Below are 15772 nucleotides of genomic sequence, written 5' to 3'. Positions count from 1 at the left end.
TCATCAAACAGTGTTTTCAATTTATTATGTGTTTCTTAAAGTTATTATATGCGTCAATAAAATCGGAGGCGAACAATTCACCCTGTGCCTGATATCCGCTACTGGTATAATGCACTTTATCGCGGGCTATCTTAGTTGCATACGCTCCTTTAGGCCCTATTCCAGTGGCACCGCCCATTCGTGTATACAAGTCCCAGACCGGCATATCTTTCAATCCCATTAGGGCAATGCTATAATCGGATATATAAGTATTCACCCTGCGACGACGAAACATCGACGGCGGGGGCGTCATCACCAGTACCACTGTATTCGGGTTGAGAATCTTTATGTTACGGACAAATTCATTTAACTGCATCACATAATCCGAGTCCGAGATCTTTCCGAAAGACTCATTTGTCCCAAAAGATAGTATGATAAGATCGGGATTAAGAATTGGCAACTGCTTATAAAACAGCGGGTATTTATTATAGTCCGTTATCTTTGCCCCGTTCACCCCGATGGAGTGATAGATAACTCCGGGTTTATCGTTTTCTATAACAAAACCATTCAAATTATACATTGCCTGTTTCTGCGCAGGAAGTATGGTTATCCTACTCAGCAACGTATCGCTGGTATATGAAGAAAAATAAGGCCTCGAAATCAGATTGACATAATCTATGCTATCTTTTACTATATTAGCCTTTACAACTTTAGGCTGAACCTTTGTTCTCCCACCCTTTACTGGTATTTTCAGATTTTTATTCGGGTGGATCATATCCGACCTCAAACCGTTTGCCCTCTTTATCTGCGCCACGGTAACACCGTATTTCCGTCCGATAGATGAAAGACTTTCGCCACTTCTTATACGATGATATCTGAATCCCGTAGAAGAACTTACACTTCCGGTAGCTGTTACTGTCAATGGTTCGGCTGTCACCGACATCTGATATTGAGGTTCTTCGGTTGGATAGATTATTTTCACGGTACTGAAGCCACTTCCGTCATCGGTATATAATTGCAATACAAAATCTTCTGCCGAGGTGTATAGGGCTATACCACTCAGCCCAACTCCTACATCGGCTATTGGCGAAACATTCAACTGGCTCTGCCATGTGGCATTACATGCATATTTCACATAACGTGGTCCGTTCGTCTTCACAAGACTATATGGAAAAGTAAATCCCCAGCCACCATTACCAAACTTCGCCTGCAAGGCTTGCCGGATGGCATTGGTAAAAAAGTCAGCCTGTATGTGCGAGTCTCCGATATGCACAATATTGATCTTGCCTTTTTTACTGGTTTCCAAATTATATAGTTTCTGAAAAACAGATGATAATAATATCTGATTTGCAAAAATATTGTTCCCATCCTCTCTGCTGTCTTTTATATTTTTAGCCAGTAAACCGGGAAACGGGAATAAGAGTACAATTAAAAACAAGTATAATGGTAAAATCTTCTTTTGAAACGTCATTAGCTGTCAGCCTTCCTTTTTATTTGGTTTCTTTATATTTAGTGTATCCTTTATCTATCTCTTTATAAATAAGCTTCGCTATCTTTTTAGAACCAGAAGCATTGAAATGGGTATAATCTTTTCCGGCAAGCCTGTTATCTACCCATGTTATCATAGAGCCTTTGCCCCCCATTACCTGATAAAGGTTTATAAAACCAGAACCGGTCTTACGGGCATAGTTCTTCTGAGCGTTGGCCAAAGGGATGACAGCCGGATCGGTCTGCATCACTCCTTCAATTTTTGTTGATTTGTCAGCTGTTGAGATAATTAATATATCGGCATTAGGGAAGCATTCCCGCAGATTGTTTACCACTGTGGTCATATTGCGCTCATACCAGCCATAATTTAGCGAGCCGTAACCAAGTACATTTGCTCCGTAATGCAATATAATAAGATCATATCCCAGTATCCTGTCAAAAGCATTCATTAACGATGGATTCAGAACTGACAAAGGAAGTCCCGAATTACCACGGATAGAGAAATTATCGACATGTACTCCGTTTTCACTACCAAAGTTAAAACCATAGATAGGTATAGAGTCTGCTTTATGAAAATTCACCTGAAGAGACTTTACATCGCCTTCGGTCAGCTTTAGTGTATTCAAAAGGCTGGATGGTTCGAGGCTTTTAGAGTAAACAGAATCCTTATCTGCCTTTATAGTTATATATCCATTATGATTGCGTGCACTTCCATAGAATAATGTCGGCCTGTTCAGCATAGTCGAATGCGGTTGTGTCTGCGCTTTATACCTTACCCAGTACGACTGTGACGGATCTTTGGCGAAAAAGACCTGCCCATCTATACCAAAAGGCTTTTGAGGTTTCTTTACTTTCACAAAAGTCTGTGTAAACCAGTTCTTAGAATACTGATGTGAGACAGAACCTCTTGCTCCTGCCGAGAGCGATGAAACGGCAACAAAGCCAACACCTTCCCCTCCATAATTCTCCTGGAACTCGCTCCGGACATCCTGTACAATCAGGTCTCCATCATTCATAGAATCTCCAAAATATGCAACCCTCACATTACCTGATTTCGATTGTTCCAATTCAAACAGTTTCGAATAAAACTGCTTCAAATTCTGATATCCCTCTACACTAACGGACGGATCAAAACTTTCATCAATTTCTTCTGCATCTGCTTCTTTGGTCTGCAAGCTATCAGCCTTAGCCGGTACAATTATCGATGCCGCTGTATCGCTTTGGGCAATAAGCGCCATGCTATCCATTACAATATTATCGTTGACAGCAACCTGCTCCGGAAATAAACGGGCTGGCAGCAAAAGTTTGAAAACTAAAAAAACAGCGATGGATAAAACAACAAACAGAATTGCTTTACCAAAGTACGACTTATCCGATGTACTCACAATCAACAATTTAATATAATTATTAGTGTAATTAAATATAGTTTCCTATCAAAAGTTGTGCAAAGCTAGTCACTTTATACGAAAATCGTATGTACAAAGTGATATTTTATCAATATTTTGCTTTTGCTGTAATATGCTCAATTTCAATCTTAAAAGTATAAGTACGAGCCCACGATTTCGCCATATAAGTTTCTCCCAGATCTTCATATCCAGCCGAATATTTCTTTACTAACAACCTTAGTGCTTTCCGCTTTTCTTCATCCGATATATTCAAGTCAGCCTTACCATATACAATTACGCTCTCATATAGCGTTGTGAATTGATTGGCGATAGGTTTCGTTACGCCTACCACGCAAAAAGATACTTTATTATTCTCTTTCATCAAATCCAGCTTCTGTCCTTCCGGGGCACAATGGAAATAAAGGCTATTATTTTCCTCATCATAGGCATAGCTTAAAGGCAGGCCATACGCATAACCATTTTCTTCTATACCAACTGAAAGGAAACCATACTCTGAATCTTTCAGCAGTTCCGCTATACGGTTCTGATCTTCCAATATTCTGTTTTGGCGACGAACTTCTCTAAACATATCTATTAAAATATATGATAAAATATAACATACATCATCCCTACATTATATCCCGCATGCCCAATTATAGCGCCAAGTATGGAGTCTGTTTTCTGTTTACATAAGAAAAGCAACTGGCTGAGGATGAACATCCCAACAACCCACATAATAGCAGGAACTGGCAAAAACTCCCAACCTCCCATATTATAAACTATTCCGAAATGAGCTAAATGCGTGAGGGCAAATGCCAGACTATCAAATATAGATGCTTTTGTCTCCCCGAACTGGTCTACAAAACTTCCATGTACTACACCCCGGTAAAAAAGTTCTTCTCCGATAGGGCTATAAGTCATACCAACAAGGGAAAACATGGCAAAGAACATGAATTTATTCACAACCAGTGCATCGCCGGGTATAGTGTATGATCTCGATATATATACAAAACTATTATTAATCGTATCTGCATATAAAAACTTAGCACAGACAAACATCAATACACAAAACACAAAGCCGATAAAGAAAGAAGCCATAAGCCATAGGTAATTAGTCGGCTTCTTTATCCCTATATATCTTCTCCCTTCTTTTGATAAAAATATAAAAGGAACCACCCACATGATGAGAAATATGATGGAAACTGTACCATATCCGCCTGACGACGCATTGGCATCAAGAACCAATATAAAACGAGGAATACCGACCAGAAGAATAAGAAATAAACCTAACTTCCAGTTATAAGTCAGGAATCTGAAAACCGGCCTTAATGCTTCTTTTTTAATATCCATCCCAATAATTTTCTGATACGATTATAATTTTCCAATACCTTATTCTAACTGTAAATTTTTCTAAACACAAATTATCCTTTTATCTTACTTTATGTAGCAATTCAATACTTTCTTTTTTCAATCCATGATCTTCAGTATCCCAAATAACCGAATACATAAGATAATATTTAGAACTATTTACCTCAAAAGAATATAGCGTTAATAAATTGGCTCTCAACAATTGATCATTATCTTCATCAATGTATTCAATATCGTCTGATCCAAAAAGTTCTAATAAGAAATATAACCTTTTCTCACAAACAGAATGTATTTGATTGATTAATTCCTGCTTATGCAGTTTTGTAAAATATCGTTTCACATTATATATTGAATCCGCATCAACATCCGGCACTTTATGGATATTTAGAATATTAAGAACTTCTTCTTTGTTTATTCTATTAATATCCATCCCAGTAATTATTGTTGGCTTTCTCTCTAGGTTTCTTTACTCCCTCCATAGGGAATCCTATTACAAAACCATTGGTATAATGATGAGTCTGGATATTATGCACCTTAGTCTGATACCACGAGCCCAGATAACCTACTCTTATCGTGTATTTATTGACGGGGATATCCACTGTCAGGTAACTCCGTAAAGCCCGTTGATTGTGAAATGAAGCGAAGTTCACAATATCGACCGTATTACCTAATGATATTTCATAATACGATTGCCCGTACTTCGGGGAGAATAACATTCCCATAAACGGAGTATCGAGTTGCCAGCGAACGGCAAACCATTTCAGTTTATAAGAGGCTTGTACCGACAGGTTGAGATTAGTATAACCACGTGCTGTAGCCGGATTATTTCCGTTACGTTCATTATATAGTACTCCGGCATTTATATCCCAGAATCCACCGACACCAAGCCGGAACACATCGGTATTATATAAACGATAATGTCCTCCCAAACGATATGAGACCAGACCCCAATATTCAGAAGCATTCTTGGCCGGATTATCTCCTTTTGCAAAATCTATTTCGAAAACCTGTTGCTTGTAAAATCGATAGTTGAACCATGTAGTGCGGCGCAATTGCTCGTACATCAGCCTTATATTAACACCTTTATATTCTAAAGGCGATAAATATGTATCGTACATATTGGCAAAACCGGCAGCCGCAGAAAAAGTATTGTTGGTTGTTAAAGGTGGCTCAGGAATAGGAATTGCTAATGAAGAGTCATCGATAATAATCGTCCTTTTTTGAAGTACAACATCCCCTTGAATCAACACTGAATCGAGAGAATATTCTTTTTCAGAAATATTCTGAGCAAGAATACCGTTCAATACGAATAATCCTATAAACAAGAATAGATATTTACTACTCTTCGCTATCCTCCTTATCTCCATCTTTAAACAGTGATTGTTGTCCTGTTATTTCATCAATAATATCTGAGATGGGACGATTATCCACATCATCGTCTTCATCATCTATCTGCACTTCGAATTGCTTTTCCTCTTCTTCCGGTTCAGGGAAACGAAGCGGTTCGAGTTCGGTAATATCAGCTATTTCAAACGTAGATAAACGCTTACCCTTAGCTTTAAATCCTTTTACTGCTATAAATTCTTCGGCATCAATCTCCAAAGCCTCACGGAAACTATCCCGTCCGCCAAAAGTCACCTGAATACGGGGATAAACCGTATCGGTAAGTATCTTTAGTTTCGATTCGGGATTCTCTCCCAAGAAGTTTTGCTTTTTAGCCGAGGCTTCAAAATTGAAGCGTTTCAGATACATATATTGCTGGTCGGCATCGTACAAGACAGCCGTCCAGTTCTTGTGAGTATTAAATTTCTCAATACGGATTATACCGGCATCATAGTGATTGGTCACTTCAAAAGATGATGTATAAAATTCTCCTGTACCGAAAACTACTAATATCTGATCATCACTCTGAAATTCACCAAGATATTTACCTCGTCCGTCATAATTGAGGCGAAGCACGTCTTCATCGAACCAAACCTTACGCCCACCTAGCGTAGATCCTCCTTTATGTTTAAGAGATATCTTATGAACTTCAGCTTTTGTAAGGATATTACCCATCGATTGACGGCCTTTGATGACGATATCGCTGAAATCCTTTTCAAAGACAAGTATCTTCTGGCGGGGTTTGGGTTTCAGTATCACACGGATTGTCTCTGCCTCTCCGTTCGGATTGGCGCTAAAATAAAGGATACGGGACCCGTCTTTCCCTTGCGTAACATCATATTCCTTATCTCGGGTAATGCCAGTCACGGCAAAGCGCTTGATATAGGCCGATCCTCCTTTTCCATCTCTATATATAACGTTATATATTGTACGTTTATCATTACGTCGGAAAACATAGAGGTAAAGGATATTCTTACCGACAAACATCTTGTCACTCACCTTTACAATCTTATATTTACCATCTTTGAAGAAGATTATAATATCATCAATATCTGAACAATTGCAAACGAATTCGTCTTTTTTCAACGCCGTACCGATAAATCCTTCTTCACGGTTGATATATAGTTTTTCGTTGGCTTCTACTACTTTAGTCGCTTCAATAGTATCGAAGCTGCGTATCTCTGTTTTGCGGGGATAATTTTTACCATATTTATCTTTCAGCATCACATACCACGAAATAGTGTAGTCTACAATGTTTTCTATATTATGGTTAATTTCCTCTATCTGCTCTTTATATCTTGCTATTAACTCGTCGGCCTTATCGGAATTAAATTTAAGGATGCGCCCCATTTTGATTTCCATCAACTTAAGGATATCATCACGGGTAACTTCACGGATAAACAGTTTTGCAAACTTAGCCAGACGCTTGTCGATATGCTCCACAGCGGCATCCATATCAACAGCATTCTCAAACTCCTTATCTTTATAGATACGTTCTTCGATAAATATTTTTTCCAGCGAGGAAAAATGAAGAGATTCTTCCAGTTCGCTCCTCTGTATTTCCAGTTCCCGGCGAAGAAGATTCAATGTATTATCCGTTGTAAAACGAAGTATATCACTTACAGTGAGGAAGTGAGGTTTATTATCCTCGATAATACAGCAGTTAGGCGAAATACTTATCTCACAATCGGTGAAAGCATAAAGTGCATCGATTGTCTTATCGGAAGATACTCCCGCTGCCAGATGCACATGTATTTCTACATTCAGGGCTGTAATATCATCTACCTTGCGTATTTTGATCTTACCTTTATCATTAGCTTTCAGTATAGATTCTACAACAGAAGAAGACGTACGTCCATAAGGGATGTCACTTATTACAAGTGTCTTATTATCAAGCTTCGAAATTTTAGCCCTTACCTTTACCGAACCTCCACGCTCTCCATCGTTATATTTACTTACATCGATATATCCTCCGGTCTGAAAATCGGGATAGAAAGTGAAGTCTTCTCCTTGCAAATGAGCAACAGCGGCATCACAAAGGTCATTAAAGTTATGCGGCAATATTTTGGAAGACAAACCAACGGCAATACCTTCTGCTCCCTGCGCAAGCAGCAAAGGGAATTTAACAGGTAATGTGACAGGCTCCTTGTTTCGTCCGTCATACGATGGTTTCCATTCGGTAGTTTTGGGATTGAAAAGTACTTCTAAAGCAAACTTAGATAAACGGGCTTCTATATAACGGGGAGCGGCCGCACCGTCTCCCGTGAAAACATTCCCCCAGTTACCCTGCGTATCAACAAGTAAATCTTTTTGTCCCAATTGCACCAAAGCATCGCCAATTGAAGCATCACCGTGTGGATGGAACTGCATGGTATGTCCAATGATATTAGCAACCTTATTGTAACGTCCGTCATCCATCCGCTTCATCGAATGCATAATACGCCGTTGTACAGGCTTTAAACCATCACCAATATGCGGAACAGCACGTTCGAGAATAACATAAGAGGCATAGTCCAGAAACCAATTCTGAAACATACCGGACAAATGTAGTTGGTTATCAGCTGCGTCTTTTACCGGGACTTTATAATCGGAACGGAAACCACTATCTTCAGACTCTTCGTCTATTACTGGCTCGTCATTCTCTAAATTCTCTGGTTCATCGATAATATCTTCGGGGAACATATGTAAAATCTGATTTTAATAGCTATAAAAAACTCGACCAAAGATAGTTTTTTTTGATCTGAAATCAAAATATCTAAGGCTTTCATCAAATGAAAATAGAGGTATTGAATAAATAGAATAGCCTCTTAGACTATAAGAAAATCCCGATTACTTCTTTGAAGAAATAAAATGCCAGCATTACAGCAACGGCTAATTTCATTATTATACCAGCCACAAATCCAAGAAAAGCTCCGAATCCCGCTTTTATCGCAACTTTAGGTTCCTTTTCATCGATCAGTTCACCTATCACGGCTCCCACAAAAGGGAAAAGGATAATACCCCAGGGAGGAAAAATAAACAAACCAGCGACAATCCCTATAGCACTTCCCCATGCACCTTTAGTTCCTCCTCCGAATTTTTGTGTACCCCATACCGGAATATAATAATCGAGGATTTGCACTACAACTACCACAATGCACCAGACAACAAGGAACTCTGTAGAGAATTGCACTTTCGATGTAAAATGCAAAAGAAGTATACCTATATAACTCAAAGGAATACCCGGAAGTACAGGAACTATACATCCGACTATTCCAATGATTATAAAGATGGCGCCCAACAGGACTAATATTATATCTATAAACACCTGAATTACTTAGAAAGAAAATTATACAGGAAAGCAATAAGCCACGGCTTTCTTAACATCTTCCAACTTCTTAAAATTAAGGTTTTCGGTTTTTACATATTCCCTGATCTTAGCATCATTTCCCTTAAATAACTTAGCTAAGTTTTCAAATGAATTAAACTGCTTATATTTTCCACCTATTTTAACAAAATAGATATTCATTGGTATATACTTACGATTTTCATCTATTTTTAAATCGTGTATTCCTGATACCGAAGATAACCGGTCTACTGCGTCAATTGCTGATGTTGGCGATTTCATTCCATATGCGCCTGATTTTCCTTCAGTTATAGCCGCTGATTTCCAACGAACGTACAGAAAATCAGACCCTGTATTAATTCTTTCATAAAATATCCCGCTTTTCACATGTACAAAAGCCCTGTCTCCAATAGTCACTACAACAATTTCCGATGGATTGGCTAATTCTAACACTACTGAATCAGGAGATATAAAATAAAATTTTTCCCGATTGGTATTATAATTCAGGTTACCTGTCGATTTTTCACCTGTTTTATAAAAAACCGTTCCTTTCCGATATTCATCAAACACAAATCCAGTGGATAAATCCTCTTGTCCCTTCATTGACATAGACAACAGGGTCGCTGCAATTAACGCAAAAAAAAGCTTTTTCATAATAAAAAACACAAAAAGTTAGACAACACTACTTTTGTAAAGATATATAAAACTTTTTGATATGATATGAAAACAAATGTCTTTTTTCATCAAAACAGATGGCTGAAAAGCGATAGATATTAGGTCAACACCTCCATCGCCTATCCTCTATCCATCGTATGCTCATCAGGATTTATCCTGTTCAGGGCAGCCTTTACTTCTTTCTCACTAATAGGAATAAGAGACTTTTCTTTCTGGCCTTTGCGTGCATCCTCGTACCCTCTGAATTCTCCTACCGGGGTTAAAATCTTTTTATTTTTCATGATGTTATATATTTAAGACGTTACACACTAAGAACATACACAATGCACTTCTTGTTGTCTTATAACCCATAAATAAAATTTATATATAGAAAAAGATATATTTCTCTTATTTTTTAATACCAAAAACTTATTCTTGCGAAAAAATATATTAATTTTGTATCACCAATTGCGAAAGTAGCTCAGTTGGTAGAGCACGACCTTCCCAAGGTCGGGGTCGCGGGTTCGAGCCCCGTTTTTCGCTCGAAAGATGCGCATGTGGCGTAATGGTAGCCGCGCTGTCTTCAGGTGGCAGTGGTCTACGACCGTGGGGGTTCGAGTCCCTTCATGCGCACAAATAGGGTTGTTAATCTATTGATTTTCAACCCTATTTCATTTTAGATTCCCCTATATATTTAATTCTTCAATTTACTTAATCCGAATATCAGAATAACAATAAAACAAACCAACGGAATGACAAAACCTATTGCCATGGACCATACATCGGCGATTCTTCCCATCAACATCGGGATAACCGCTCCCCCTGCCACGGCCATCACAATAAGTGAAGAGCCTTTTTCCGTATTTTCTTTCAACCCACTGATGCCAACTGCAAAAATAGTAGGGTACATGATGGACATAAAGAAATAGGATGCGAAAAGGCAAACAACAGACGTCATTCCTAAACCTGCCACAACTACAATCATTAATATAATATTCATAAAGGCATATATCGCCAGCAACTTCTTAGGATTAAAGAATTTCATTATATAACTCCCTGATATCCGGCCGACCATAAACATACCCATCCCTCCAAATGCAAGTATTTGCGACGCTTCCAGATGGCTGATATCCGGCCGCACTTCAATTACATAGTTTATAAAAAAGCTTCCGATACCGGTTTGCCCGGCTACGTAGAAAAATTGTGCGACAACGGCAAATATAAATAGAGGATGCTTCAATAAATCTTTATAGCTGCCTTTTTTATCCGATGTAACCGCATGGTCTGAAGATTCCGTGTCTCCGGCAGAAATCTGAGGTAAAGGAGTACGGACAAATAACACAGCGATTAACAATACAACAATGCCAATACCGACATAAGGTTTTGCCAAAGCAGCAAAAGGATCTCCTTCTCCTGAAAATATAAGTAACCCGCCAACCAACGGCCCCAAAATCCAACCAAGTCCATTAAATGACTGAGCCAGATTTATCCGCCTGGCTCCGGATTCGGTAGGTCCTAATACTGTTGTATAAGGATTGGCCGCAGTCTCCAGGCAGGTTAATCCACAGGCTATTACAAATAACGCAACCAGAAAAGGATAAAATGTTTTTATCAAAGTCGCAGGGTAAAAAAGGAATGCCCCAACAGCAAATACAAGCAGGCCGAATACAATTCCTTTCTTATATCCATATTTCTTAATTATCAGTCCGGCCGGTATACCCATCACAAAATAACCGCCATACAGGGCGAACTGCACTAAAGCCGAACGGGCTTTCGATATTTGTAATATTTCCTGAAAATGTGCATTGAGCACATCCAGTAAGGCATGGGCAAATCCCCAAAGAAAGAAAAGGCTTGTAACCAGAATAAACGGGAACAGGTAATTCTGTCCTTGTTTCCCGCTGAACATAGAGGATGGTTTCATTTTGTTTTCCATAATATTATATTATCTGTTTTTCAATATGGTTTTTATGTATGGTCAAAAAGATGTTTGGTATTTATAATTGTTAATCTCCATTTTTCAGTATCCTGGGGGTAATATGTTTTGAATGTAAAACTACACTTTATTATCTGATGAGCCTCATCCCATCCCGAAATTTGTTTATTGACAATAGCCTGTTGTATAATATTACCTACAGCTGTAGCTTCTGTTAACCCTATGGTGACAGATATATCCAAAGCATCGGCTATAAACTGGTTTAATAATTCATTCTGACTGCCACCTCCTACAACATGAAGCCTGGAAATATCTTTCTGTGAACAGGTTCTCAATTTTTCCAATACATGGCTGTACTTTATGGCTAGCGATTCCAGTACACACCTTACCAATTCGCCCTGCGTTTCTGGGATGTACTGTCCTGTCCGTGAGCAATAGCCACGTATGGCCTCACTCATAGAGACAGGATGAGAGAATACCGGATCATCACTGTTGACAATACTGCGAAAAGGCACTACTTTAGTTGCCTCAGACAGGATGTATTCATACGATGTATTTAGTTCTTCCTTTTCCCATTCTGCTATCAGACGCTGCAAAAGCCACAAGCCTGTAATATTCCGCATAAACAGGATTTTATTATCAACGCCCCCTTCATTCGTAAAATCATTCAGCATAGCATCCCGTGTCAACACTGGTTCGTCATTCAGCACTCCCAGTAAAGACCATGTACCGGAACTGAGAAAAGCCCAGTCGGCACCGGCTTCGGGGATGGCGGCAATTGCACTGGCTGTATCATGCGAGCCAACAGCAATAACATTTGCATCTATAGCACCCGTTTCTTCCGAAATATCTTTTGTCAGTTTCCCGAGCTGTGTACACGGAAAAATGATCTCAGGCATAATATCGACAGGCAGAGACAATTTGTGGAAAAGTGACCTGTCCCACTCTTTTGTTTCAGCATCAAGCATCTGTGATGTGGATGCGATAGTATATTCATTTGCGACCTTTCCGGTGAGGAAATAATTGACAAGATCGGGAGTGAACAAAAGTTTATCCGCAACAGACAAAAACGGACTATCCGCCTCAACCATACTCAGCAACTGGAATACCGTGTTTATATCCATTTGTTGAATGCCCGTTATTGAATATAGTTGCTCTTTTGATATATATTCCGAAGATTTATCTGACAAGCCGGAGGTTCTCTTATCCCGGTAACACACAGGATTGGATAAGAGATTCCCGTTCTTATCGATCAATCCGAAATCAACACCCCATGTATCTACAGCTATTCCGTTCAGGATATAGCCCTTTTTTACAGCCAGTCTTATCCCTTGCTTTATATTTTCAAACAACGCAAGAAAATCCCAGTATAAAGTATCTCCCAACTTTACTGGAGAATTAGAGAACCGGTGGACTTCATCCAAATATATCTTACCATCCCGGATCGAACCTACAATAGCACGTCCGCTTCCAGCTCCAAGATCTAAGGCTAAATATGACATAGTATATAAACTTGTTAGAATCTATTTTTTTACAAAAACCTGACGACTTTTTTCAGTGATCAGTAAACAAAAAAGTTACAATCAACGATCGCCGAAGCGAAGGCGAGGCAAATGTTACACTTTTGTCAGTATTTTTTCGTCCTTTTCGTCCTTTCGAATTACAAATCCCGAAAGACGAAAGCAATGACTTTTTAACAAAAACCTGACAAAACTGACTGGTTTTTCAAATTAATTGCCTCCACTTTCAAGCTGAGGAATACTGTCTATATCTGTCAGAGGCTTCAGCCAAACATAGCTTTTGACTAAAGTCTTTTTCTTTTTATTCCTTTATCCTTCAGTTAAAGCAGGAGGCAATTAACTAAAAACTGACAATTGAAAATCTACGAAGCGAAGGCGAGTCAAACCTGACAAGTTTTTCTATTTATATCAAAGATCGTATTCTCATTGGCACATCGGCATATCAGCTATATTTGCTCATTAGAATATATAGATAAACCTTTTATATAAAAATAACCGGAAATAACCTTTATTTTGCGGCTTTACCCAAAATATACACGTCAAGATCATATATCTCTTCTTCTGTAAGAGTAAGATAATTTCCTTCTCCTGCATTTACAATAATACTGCATGCCAACTCAAAGAACACCGCTTTCTGAAAAGCATCGTCAAAGTCTTTTCCACAAACAGCTTGCCCGTGCTTGCTCATAAGCACGCAATCGTGCTCACGTAATGCTTCTGTAACAGCGTTTGCCAGTTCCGGAGAACCGGGCCTGTAATACGGGATAACGGGTATTTCACGTCCACAATAGCACGGAACCTCTGCCACTACATTGAAATCTTTTGGTTTATTTTTCATGCAGGAAATAGCAGTTGCATATTGCGACTGGAAGTGTAAAACCACATTCATATCTTTTCGCTCGCGCAGTACTCCCAGGTGAAACGTACTTTCCATAGACGGCTTAGGCCCGTCTACACGCATACCTGTAGAGATATCACAAACAGCAACATTCTGCTCGGCAAGACGGGGTAGCCACGATCCGGTTCCTGATACCAGAGCCAGATTTTCTTCCACCCTCCACGAGAGGTTGCCGCTACTGCAAAGCTGCAGGCGTTCTTTACCCACACGATGTGCCTGTTCTATAAACTGAGCAATATGATCTTTAGTTATCATAATATTTTCTTATATAGTTCTATAATAATTTCTTTGGAAACTTCTTTCGGATTACCCGGTGTACAAACGTCATTAACGGCAGATCCGGCTAATTTATCAAGGTCTTTTTCCTGAATACCGAATTCGCTCAGATGTTCAGGTATTCCTACTCTTACAGCCAGTTCTTTCACTGCTGTTATAGCTGCCTGTGCATTTTCTTCTTTTGATTTACCGGCGCAATAAACATCCATCGCTTTGGCAATTATTTCGTATTTTTCGATAGCAGCTGATGCGTTAAATTCCATCACCGTTGGTAAAAGCATAGCATTTGCCACTCCGTGAGGAATGTCGAAAATAGCCCCAAGCGGATGTGCCATCCCGTGAACCAGTCCCAAGCCTACATTAGAAAAAGCCATACCTGCGATATATTGCGCTACAGCCATACCGTTGCGGGCTTCTGCGTTATTCGGTTCGAAAACAGCAGTTTCCAGATAGCGGTTGATCATTTCTATCGCCTTGATCTCAAACATGTCACTCATTTCCCATGCGCCTTTTGTGATAAGTCCTTCAATAGCATGAGTCAGAGCATCCAGGCCTGTTGCCGCAGTAAGGCTTTTGGACAGCGTGTACATCAGTTCAGCGTCTACAATGGCGACAGCCGGAATATCATTCGGATCGACACAAACCATTTTCTTCTGGTTCACCTCGTCGGTAATCACATAGTTTATTGTTACTTCGGCAGCAGTACCCGCTGTCGTAGGCAATGCGATGACAGGCACGGATTTCCTTTTCGTTGGCGCAACACCTTCAAGAGAAACCACATCGCCAAAGTCAGGGTTATTGGTGATAATACCTATCGCTTTTGCCGTATCGATAGAGGAGCCCCCTCCTATCGCCAATATAAAATCAGCCCCAGAGATGGCATATGCTGCCACACCTTCTTTTACATTTGTTACAGTGGGATTTTGTTTTATTTCACTAAACACCTCAAACGGGATATTGGCCTCTTTTAATATAGTGAGTACTTTCTCTACTACCCCGAATTTTACAAGGTCTTTATCTGTCACCACAAAGGCTCTTTTCAGTCCCATCCTTTTTATTTCATCAGGAAGTACACTTCTCGAACCGGGTCCGAAATAAGAGACCTCGTTCAGTATAAATCTGTTTATCATGGTATTGGTTAATTTCTGTTTTTTTACTTCTCTTCTAAAGCTTCTGAAAGAGAGAATATACGCTCAATGAGTTGCCATTTTTCTTCCGACCGTTTTCCACTTCCCGCCACCTGAAATTTAGATACAAATTCTTCCCATTCAGCCTGACGCTCGTAAGTAGCCAATCTGCCGAAGGCCTCGTCCCAGTCAAAATCGAGCGGAGTTTCTATAATCATAAAGGCCTGGTTGCTTATCATATAGATTTCCATATCGAGAATACCTGCTTTACGGATTCCCTGAGGTATTTCTTTCCATATATTCTTACTCCCGTGCCAAAACTTATAATCTTCTAATGTTTCAGTGTTGAGCGTAATAACCTGGCAGAAGCGTTTTGTCGCTCCTGCCGGTGTAATATATCCTTCTTTCAGATTTCTATTCATATCTGTTTTTT

At 39.4% G+C, this 15772-nt stretch carries 15 protein-coding genes and 2 tRNA genes; 2 read left to right on the top strand and 15 right to left on the bottom strand.

Features of this window, described 5'->3' with window-relative positions:
- Positions 1-16: 16 nt before the first annotated feature.
- The 10 genes from GGR21_RS08530 to GGR21_RS08485 all read right to left on the bottom strand — a co-directional run bounded on the left by GGR21_RS08530 (position 17) and on the right by GGR21_RS08485 (position 9884).
- Complete coding sequence (locus GGR21_RS08530) at positions 17-1285, bottom strand: LysM peptidoglycan-binding domain-containing protein (protein ID WP_246348036.1); 1269 nt, start codon at positions 1283-1285, stop codon at positions 17-19.
- Positions 1286-1469: 184 nt separating this feature from the next.
- Positions 1470-2852, bottom strand: coding sequence for a GDSL-type esterase/lipase family protein (locus GGR21_RS08525; protein ID WP_317169869.1), 1383 nt, complete (start codon positions 2850-2852; stop codon positions 1470-1472).
- A gap of 109 nt (positions 2853-2961) precedes the next feature.
- Positions 2962-3441, bottom strand: a complete 480-nt coding sequence (locus tag GGR21_RS08520) for a pyridoxamine 5'-phosphate oxidase family protein (protein ID WP_183306777.1) — start codon at positions 3439-3441, stop codon at positions 2962-2964.
- Between the two features lie 5 nt (positions 3442-3446).
- Positions 3447-4202 carry a CPBP family intramembrane glutamic endopeptidase gene (locus tag GGR21_RS08515; RefSeq protein WP_183306776.1) on the bottom strand — a complete coding sequence of 252 codons (756 nt, stop codon included), beginning with the start codon at positions 4200-4202 and terminating at the stop codon, positions 3447-3449.
- Positions 4203-4281: 79 nt separating this feature from the next.
- Positions 4282-4650: a hypothetical protein gene (locus GGR21_RS08510; protein WP_183306775.1), complete on the bottom strand. Its 369-nt coding sequence runs from the start codon at positions 4648-4650 to the stop codon at positions 4282-4284.
- Positions 4640-5587, bottom strand: a complete 948-nt coding sequence (locus GGR21_RS08505) for a DUF3316 domain-containing protein (protein ID WP_183306774.1) — start codon at positions 5585-5587, stop codon at positions 4640-4642. Before GGR21_RS08505 ends, GGR21_RS08510 begins: the two co-directional genes overlap by 11 nt.
- Complete coding sequence (locus tag GGR21_RS08500) at positions 5559-8285, bottom strand: DNA gyrase/topoisomerase IV subunit A (RefSeq protein ID WP_183306773.1); 2727 nt, start codon at positions 8283-8285, stop codon at positions 5559-5561. The genes GGR21_RS08505 and GGR21_RS08500 overlap by 29 nt, the downstream gene beginning before the upstream one ends.
- A 130-nt stretch (positions 8286-8415) precedes the next feature.
- Positions 8416-8904, bottom strand: coding sequence for a DUF456 domain-containing protein (locus tag GGR21_RS08495; protein ID WP_183306898.1), 489 nt, complete (start codon positions 8902-8904; stop codon positions 8416-8418).
- Positions 8905-8931: 27 nt separating this feature from the next.
- Entirely contained in the window at positions 8932-9582 is a 651-nt protein-coding gene (locus GGR21_RS08490; RefSeq protein ID WP_183306772.1) for a hypothetical protein, read from the bottom strand.
- 140 nt (positions 9583-9722) lie between these two features.
- Positions 9723-9884 carry a hypothetical protein gene (locus GGR21_RS08485; protein WP_183306771.1) on the bottom strand — a complete coding sequence of 54 codons (162 nt, stop codon included), beginning with the start codon at positions 9882-9884 and terminating at the stop codon, positions 9723-9725.
- Between the two features lie 168 nt (positions 9885-10052).
- Between GGR21_RS08485 and GGR21_RS08480 the strand changes: the two genes are divergently transcribed.
- Both GGR21_RS08480 and GGR21_RS08475 read left to right on the top strand, forming a co-directional pair.
- A tRNA-Gly gene (locus GGR21_RS08480) sits at positions 10053-10125 on the top strand.
- A gap of 8 nt (positions 10126-10133) precedes the next feature.
- A tRNA-Leu gene (locus GGR21_RS08475) sits at positions 10134-10215 on the top strand.
- A 61-nt stretch (positions 10216-10276) separates the two neighbouring features.
- On the opposite strand, the gene GGR21_RS08470 is transcribed toward GGR21_RS08475, so the two are convergent.
- From GGR21_RS08470 to GGR21_RS08450, 5 genes are all read right to left on the bottom strand, one after another.
- A complete protein-coding gene (locus tag GGR21_RS08470; protein ID WP_183306770.1) occupies positions 10277-11518 on the bottom strand; it encodes a sugar MFS transporter in 1242 nt (413 codons plus the stop codon).
- 32 nt (positions 11519-11550) lie between these two features.
- Entirely contained in the window at positions 11551-13020 is a 1470-nt protein-coding gene (locus GGR21_RS08465) for a rhamnulokinase (RefSeq protein ID WP_183306769.1), read from the bottom strand.
- 526 nt (positions 13021-13546) lie between these two features.
- Positions 13547-14191 carry a class II aldolase/adducin family protein gene (locus GGR21_RS08460; RefSeq protein WP_183306768.1) on the bottom strand — a complete coding sequence of 215 codons (645 nt, stop codon included), beginning with the start codon at positions 14189-14191 and terminating at the stop codon, positions 13547-13549.
- Positions 14188-15342 carry a lactaldehyde reductase gene (gene fucO, locus GGR21_RS08455; RefSeq protein WP_183306767.1) on the bottom strand — a complete coding sequence of 385 codons (1155 nt, stop codon included), beginning with the start codon at positions 15340-15342 and terminating at the stop codon, positions 14188-14190. The genes GGR21_RS08460 and fucO overlap by 4 nt, the downstream gene beginning before the upstream one ends.
- Positions 15343-15365: 23 nt before the next feature.
- Positions 15366-15761 carry an L-rhamnose mutarotase gene (locus GGR21_RS08450; protein ID WP_183306766.1) on the bottom strand — a complete coding sequence of 132 codons (396 nt, stop codon included), beginning with the start codon at positions 15759-15761 and terminating at the stop codon, positions 15366-15368.
- Positions 15762-15772: the final 11 nt, after the last annotated feature.

The sequence above is a fragment of the Dysgonomonas hofstadii genome, from assembly GCF_014196915.1.
In the GTDB taxonomy this organism is placed as follows: Bacteria; Bacteroidota; Bacteroidia; order Bacteroidales; family Dysgonomonadaceae; genus Dysgonomonas; species Dysgonomonas hofstadii.
The sequence above is the reverse complement of the archived record's forward strand: the minus strand, read 5'-3'. Positions and strand labels throughout refer to the sequence as shown.

Bases quoted from the DNA above. Each gene is read 5' to 3' on its own strand.
- GGR21_RS08520 (WP_183306777.1), bottom strand. From the start codon at position 3,441: ATGTTTAGAGAAGTTCGTCGCCAAAACAGAATATTGGAAGATCAGAAC.
- GGR21_RS08515 (WP_183306776.1), bottom strand. From the start codon at position 4,202: ATGGATATTAAAAAAGAAGCATTAAGGCCGGTTTTCAGATTCCTGACT.
- GGR21_RS08510 (WP_183306775.1), bottom strand. From the start codon at position 4,650: ATGGATATTAATAGAATAAACAAAGAAGAAGTTCTTAATATTCTAAAT.
- GGR21_RS08505 (WP_183306774.1), bottom strand. From the start codon at position 5,587: ATGGAGATAAGGAGGATAGCGAAGAGTAGTAAATATCTATTCTTGTTT.
- GGR21_RS08500 (WP_183306773.1), bottom strand. From the start codon at position 8,285: ATGTTCCCCGAAGATATTATCGATGAACCAGAGAATTTAGAGAATGAC.
- GGR21_RS08490 (WP_183306772.1), bottom strand. From the start codon at position 9,582: ATGAAAAAGCTTTTTTTTGCGTTAATTGCAGCGACCCTGTTGTCTATG.
- GGR21_RS08485 (WP_183306771.1), bottom strand. From the start codon at position 9,884: ATGAAAAATAAAAAGATTTTAACCCCGGTAGGAGAATTCAGAGGGTAC.
- GGR21_RS08470 (WP_183306770.1), bottom strand. From the start codon at position 11,518: ATGGAAAACAAAATGAAACCATCCTCTATGTTCAGCGGGAAACAAGGA.
- GGR21_RS08465 (WP_183306769.1), bottom strand. From the start codon at position 13,020: ATGTCATATTTAGCCTTAGATCTTGGAGCTGGAAGCGGACGTGCTATT.
- GGR21_RS08460 (WP_183306768.1), bottom strand. From the start codon at position 14,191: ATGATAACTAAAGATCATATTGCTCAGTTTATAGAACAGGCACATCGT.
- fucO (WP_183306767.1), bottom strand. From the start codon at position 15,342: ATGATAAACAGATTTATACTGAACGAGGTCTCTTATTTCGGACCCGGT.
- GGR21_RS08450 (WP_183306766.1), bottom strand. From the start codon at position 15,761: ATGAATAGAAATCTGAAAGAAGGATATATTACACCGGCAGGAGCGACA.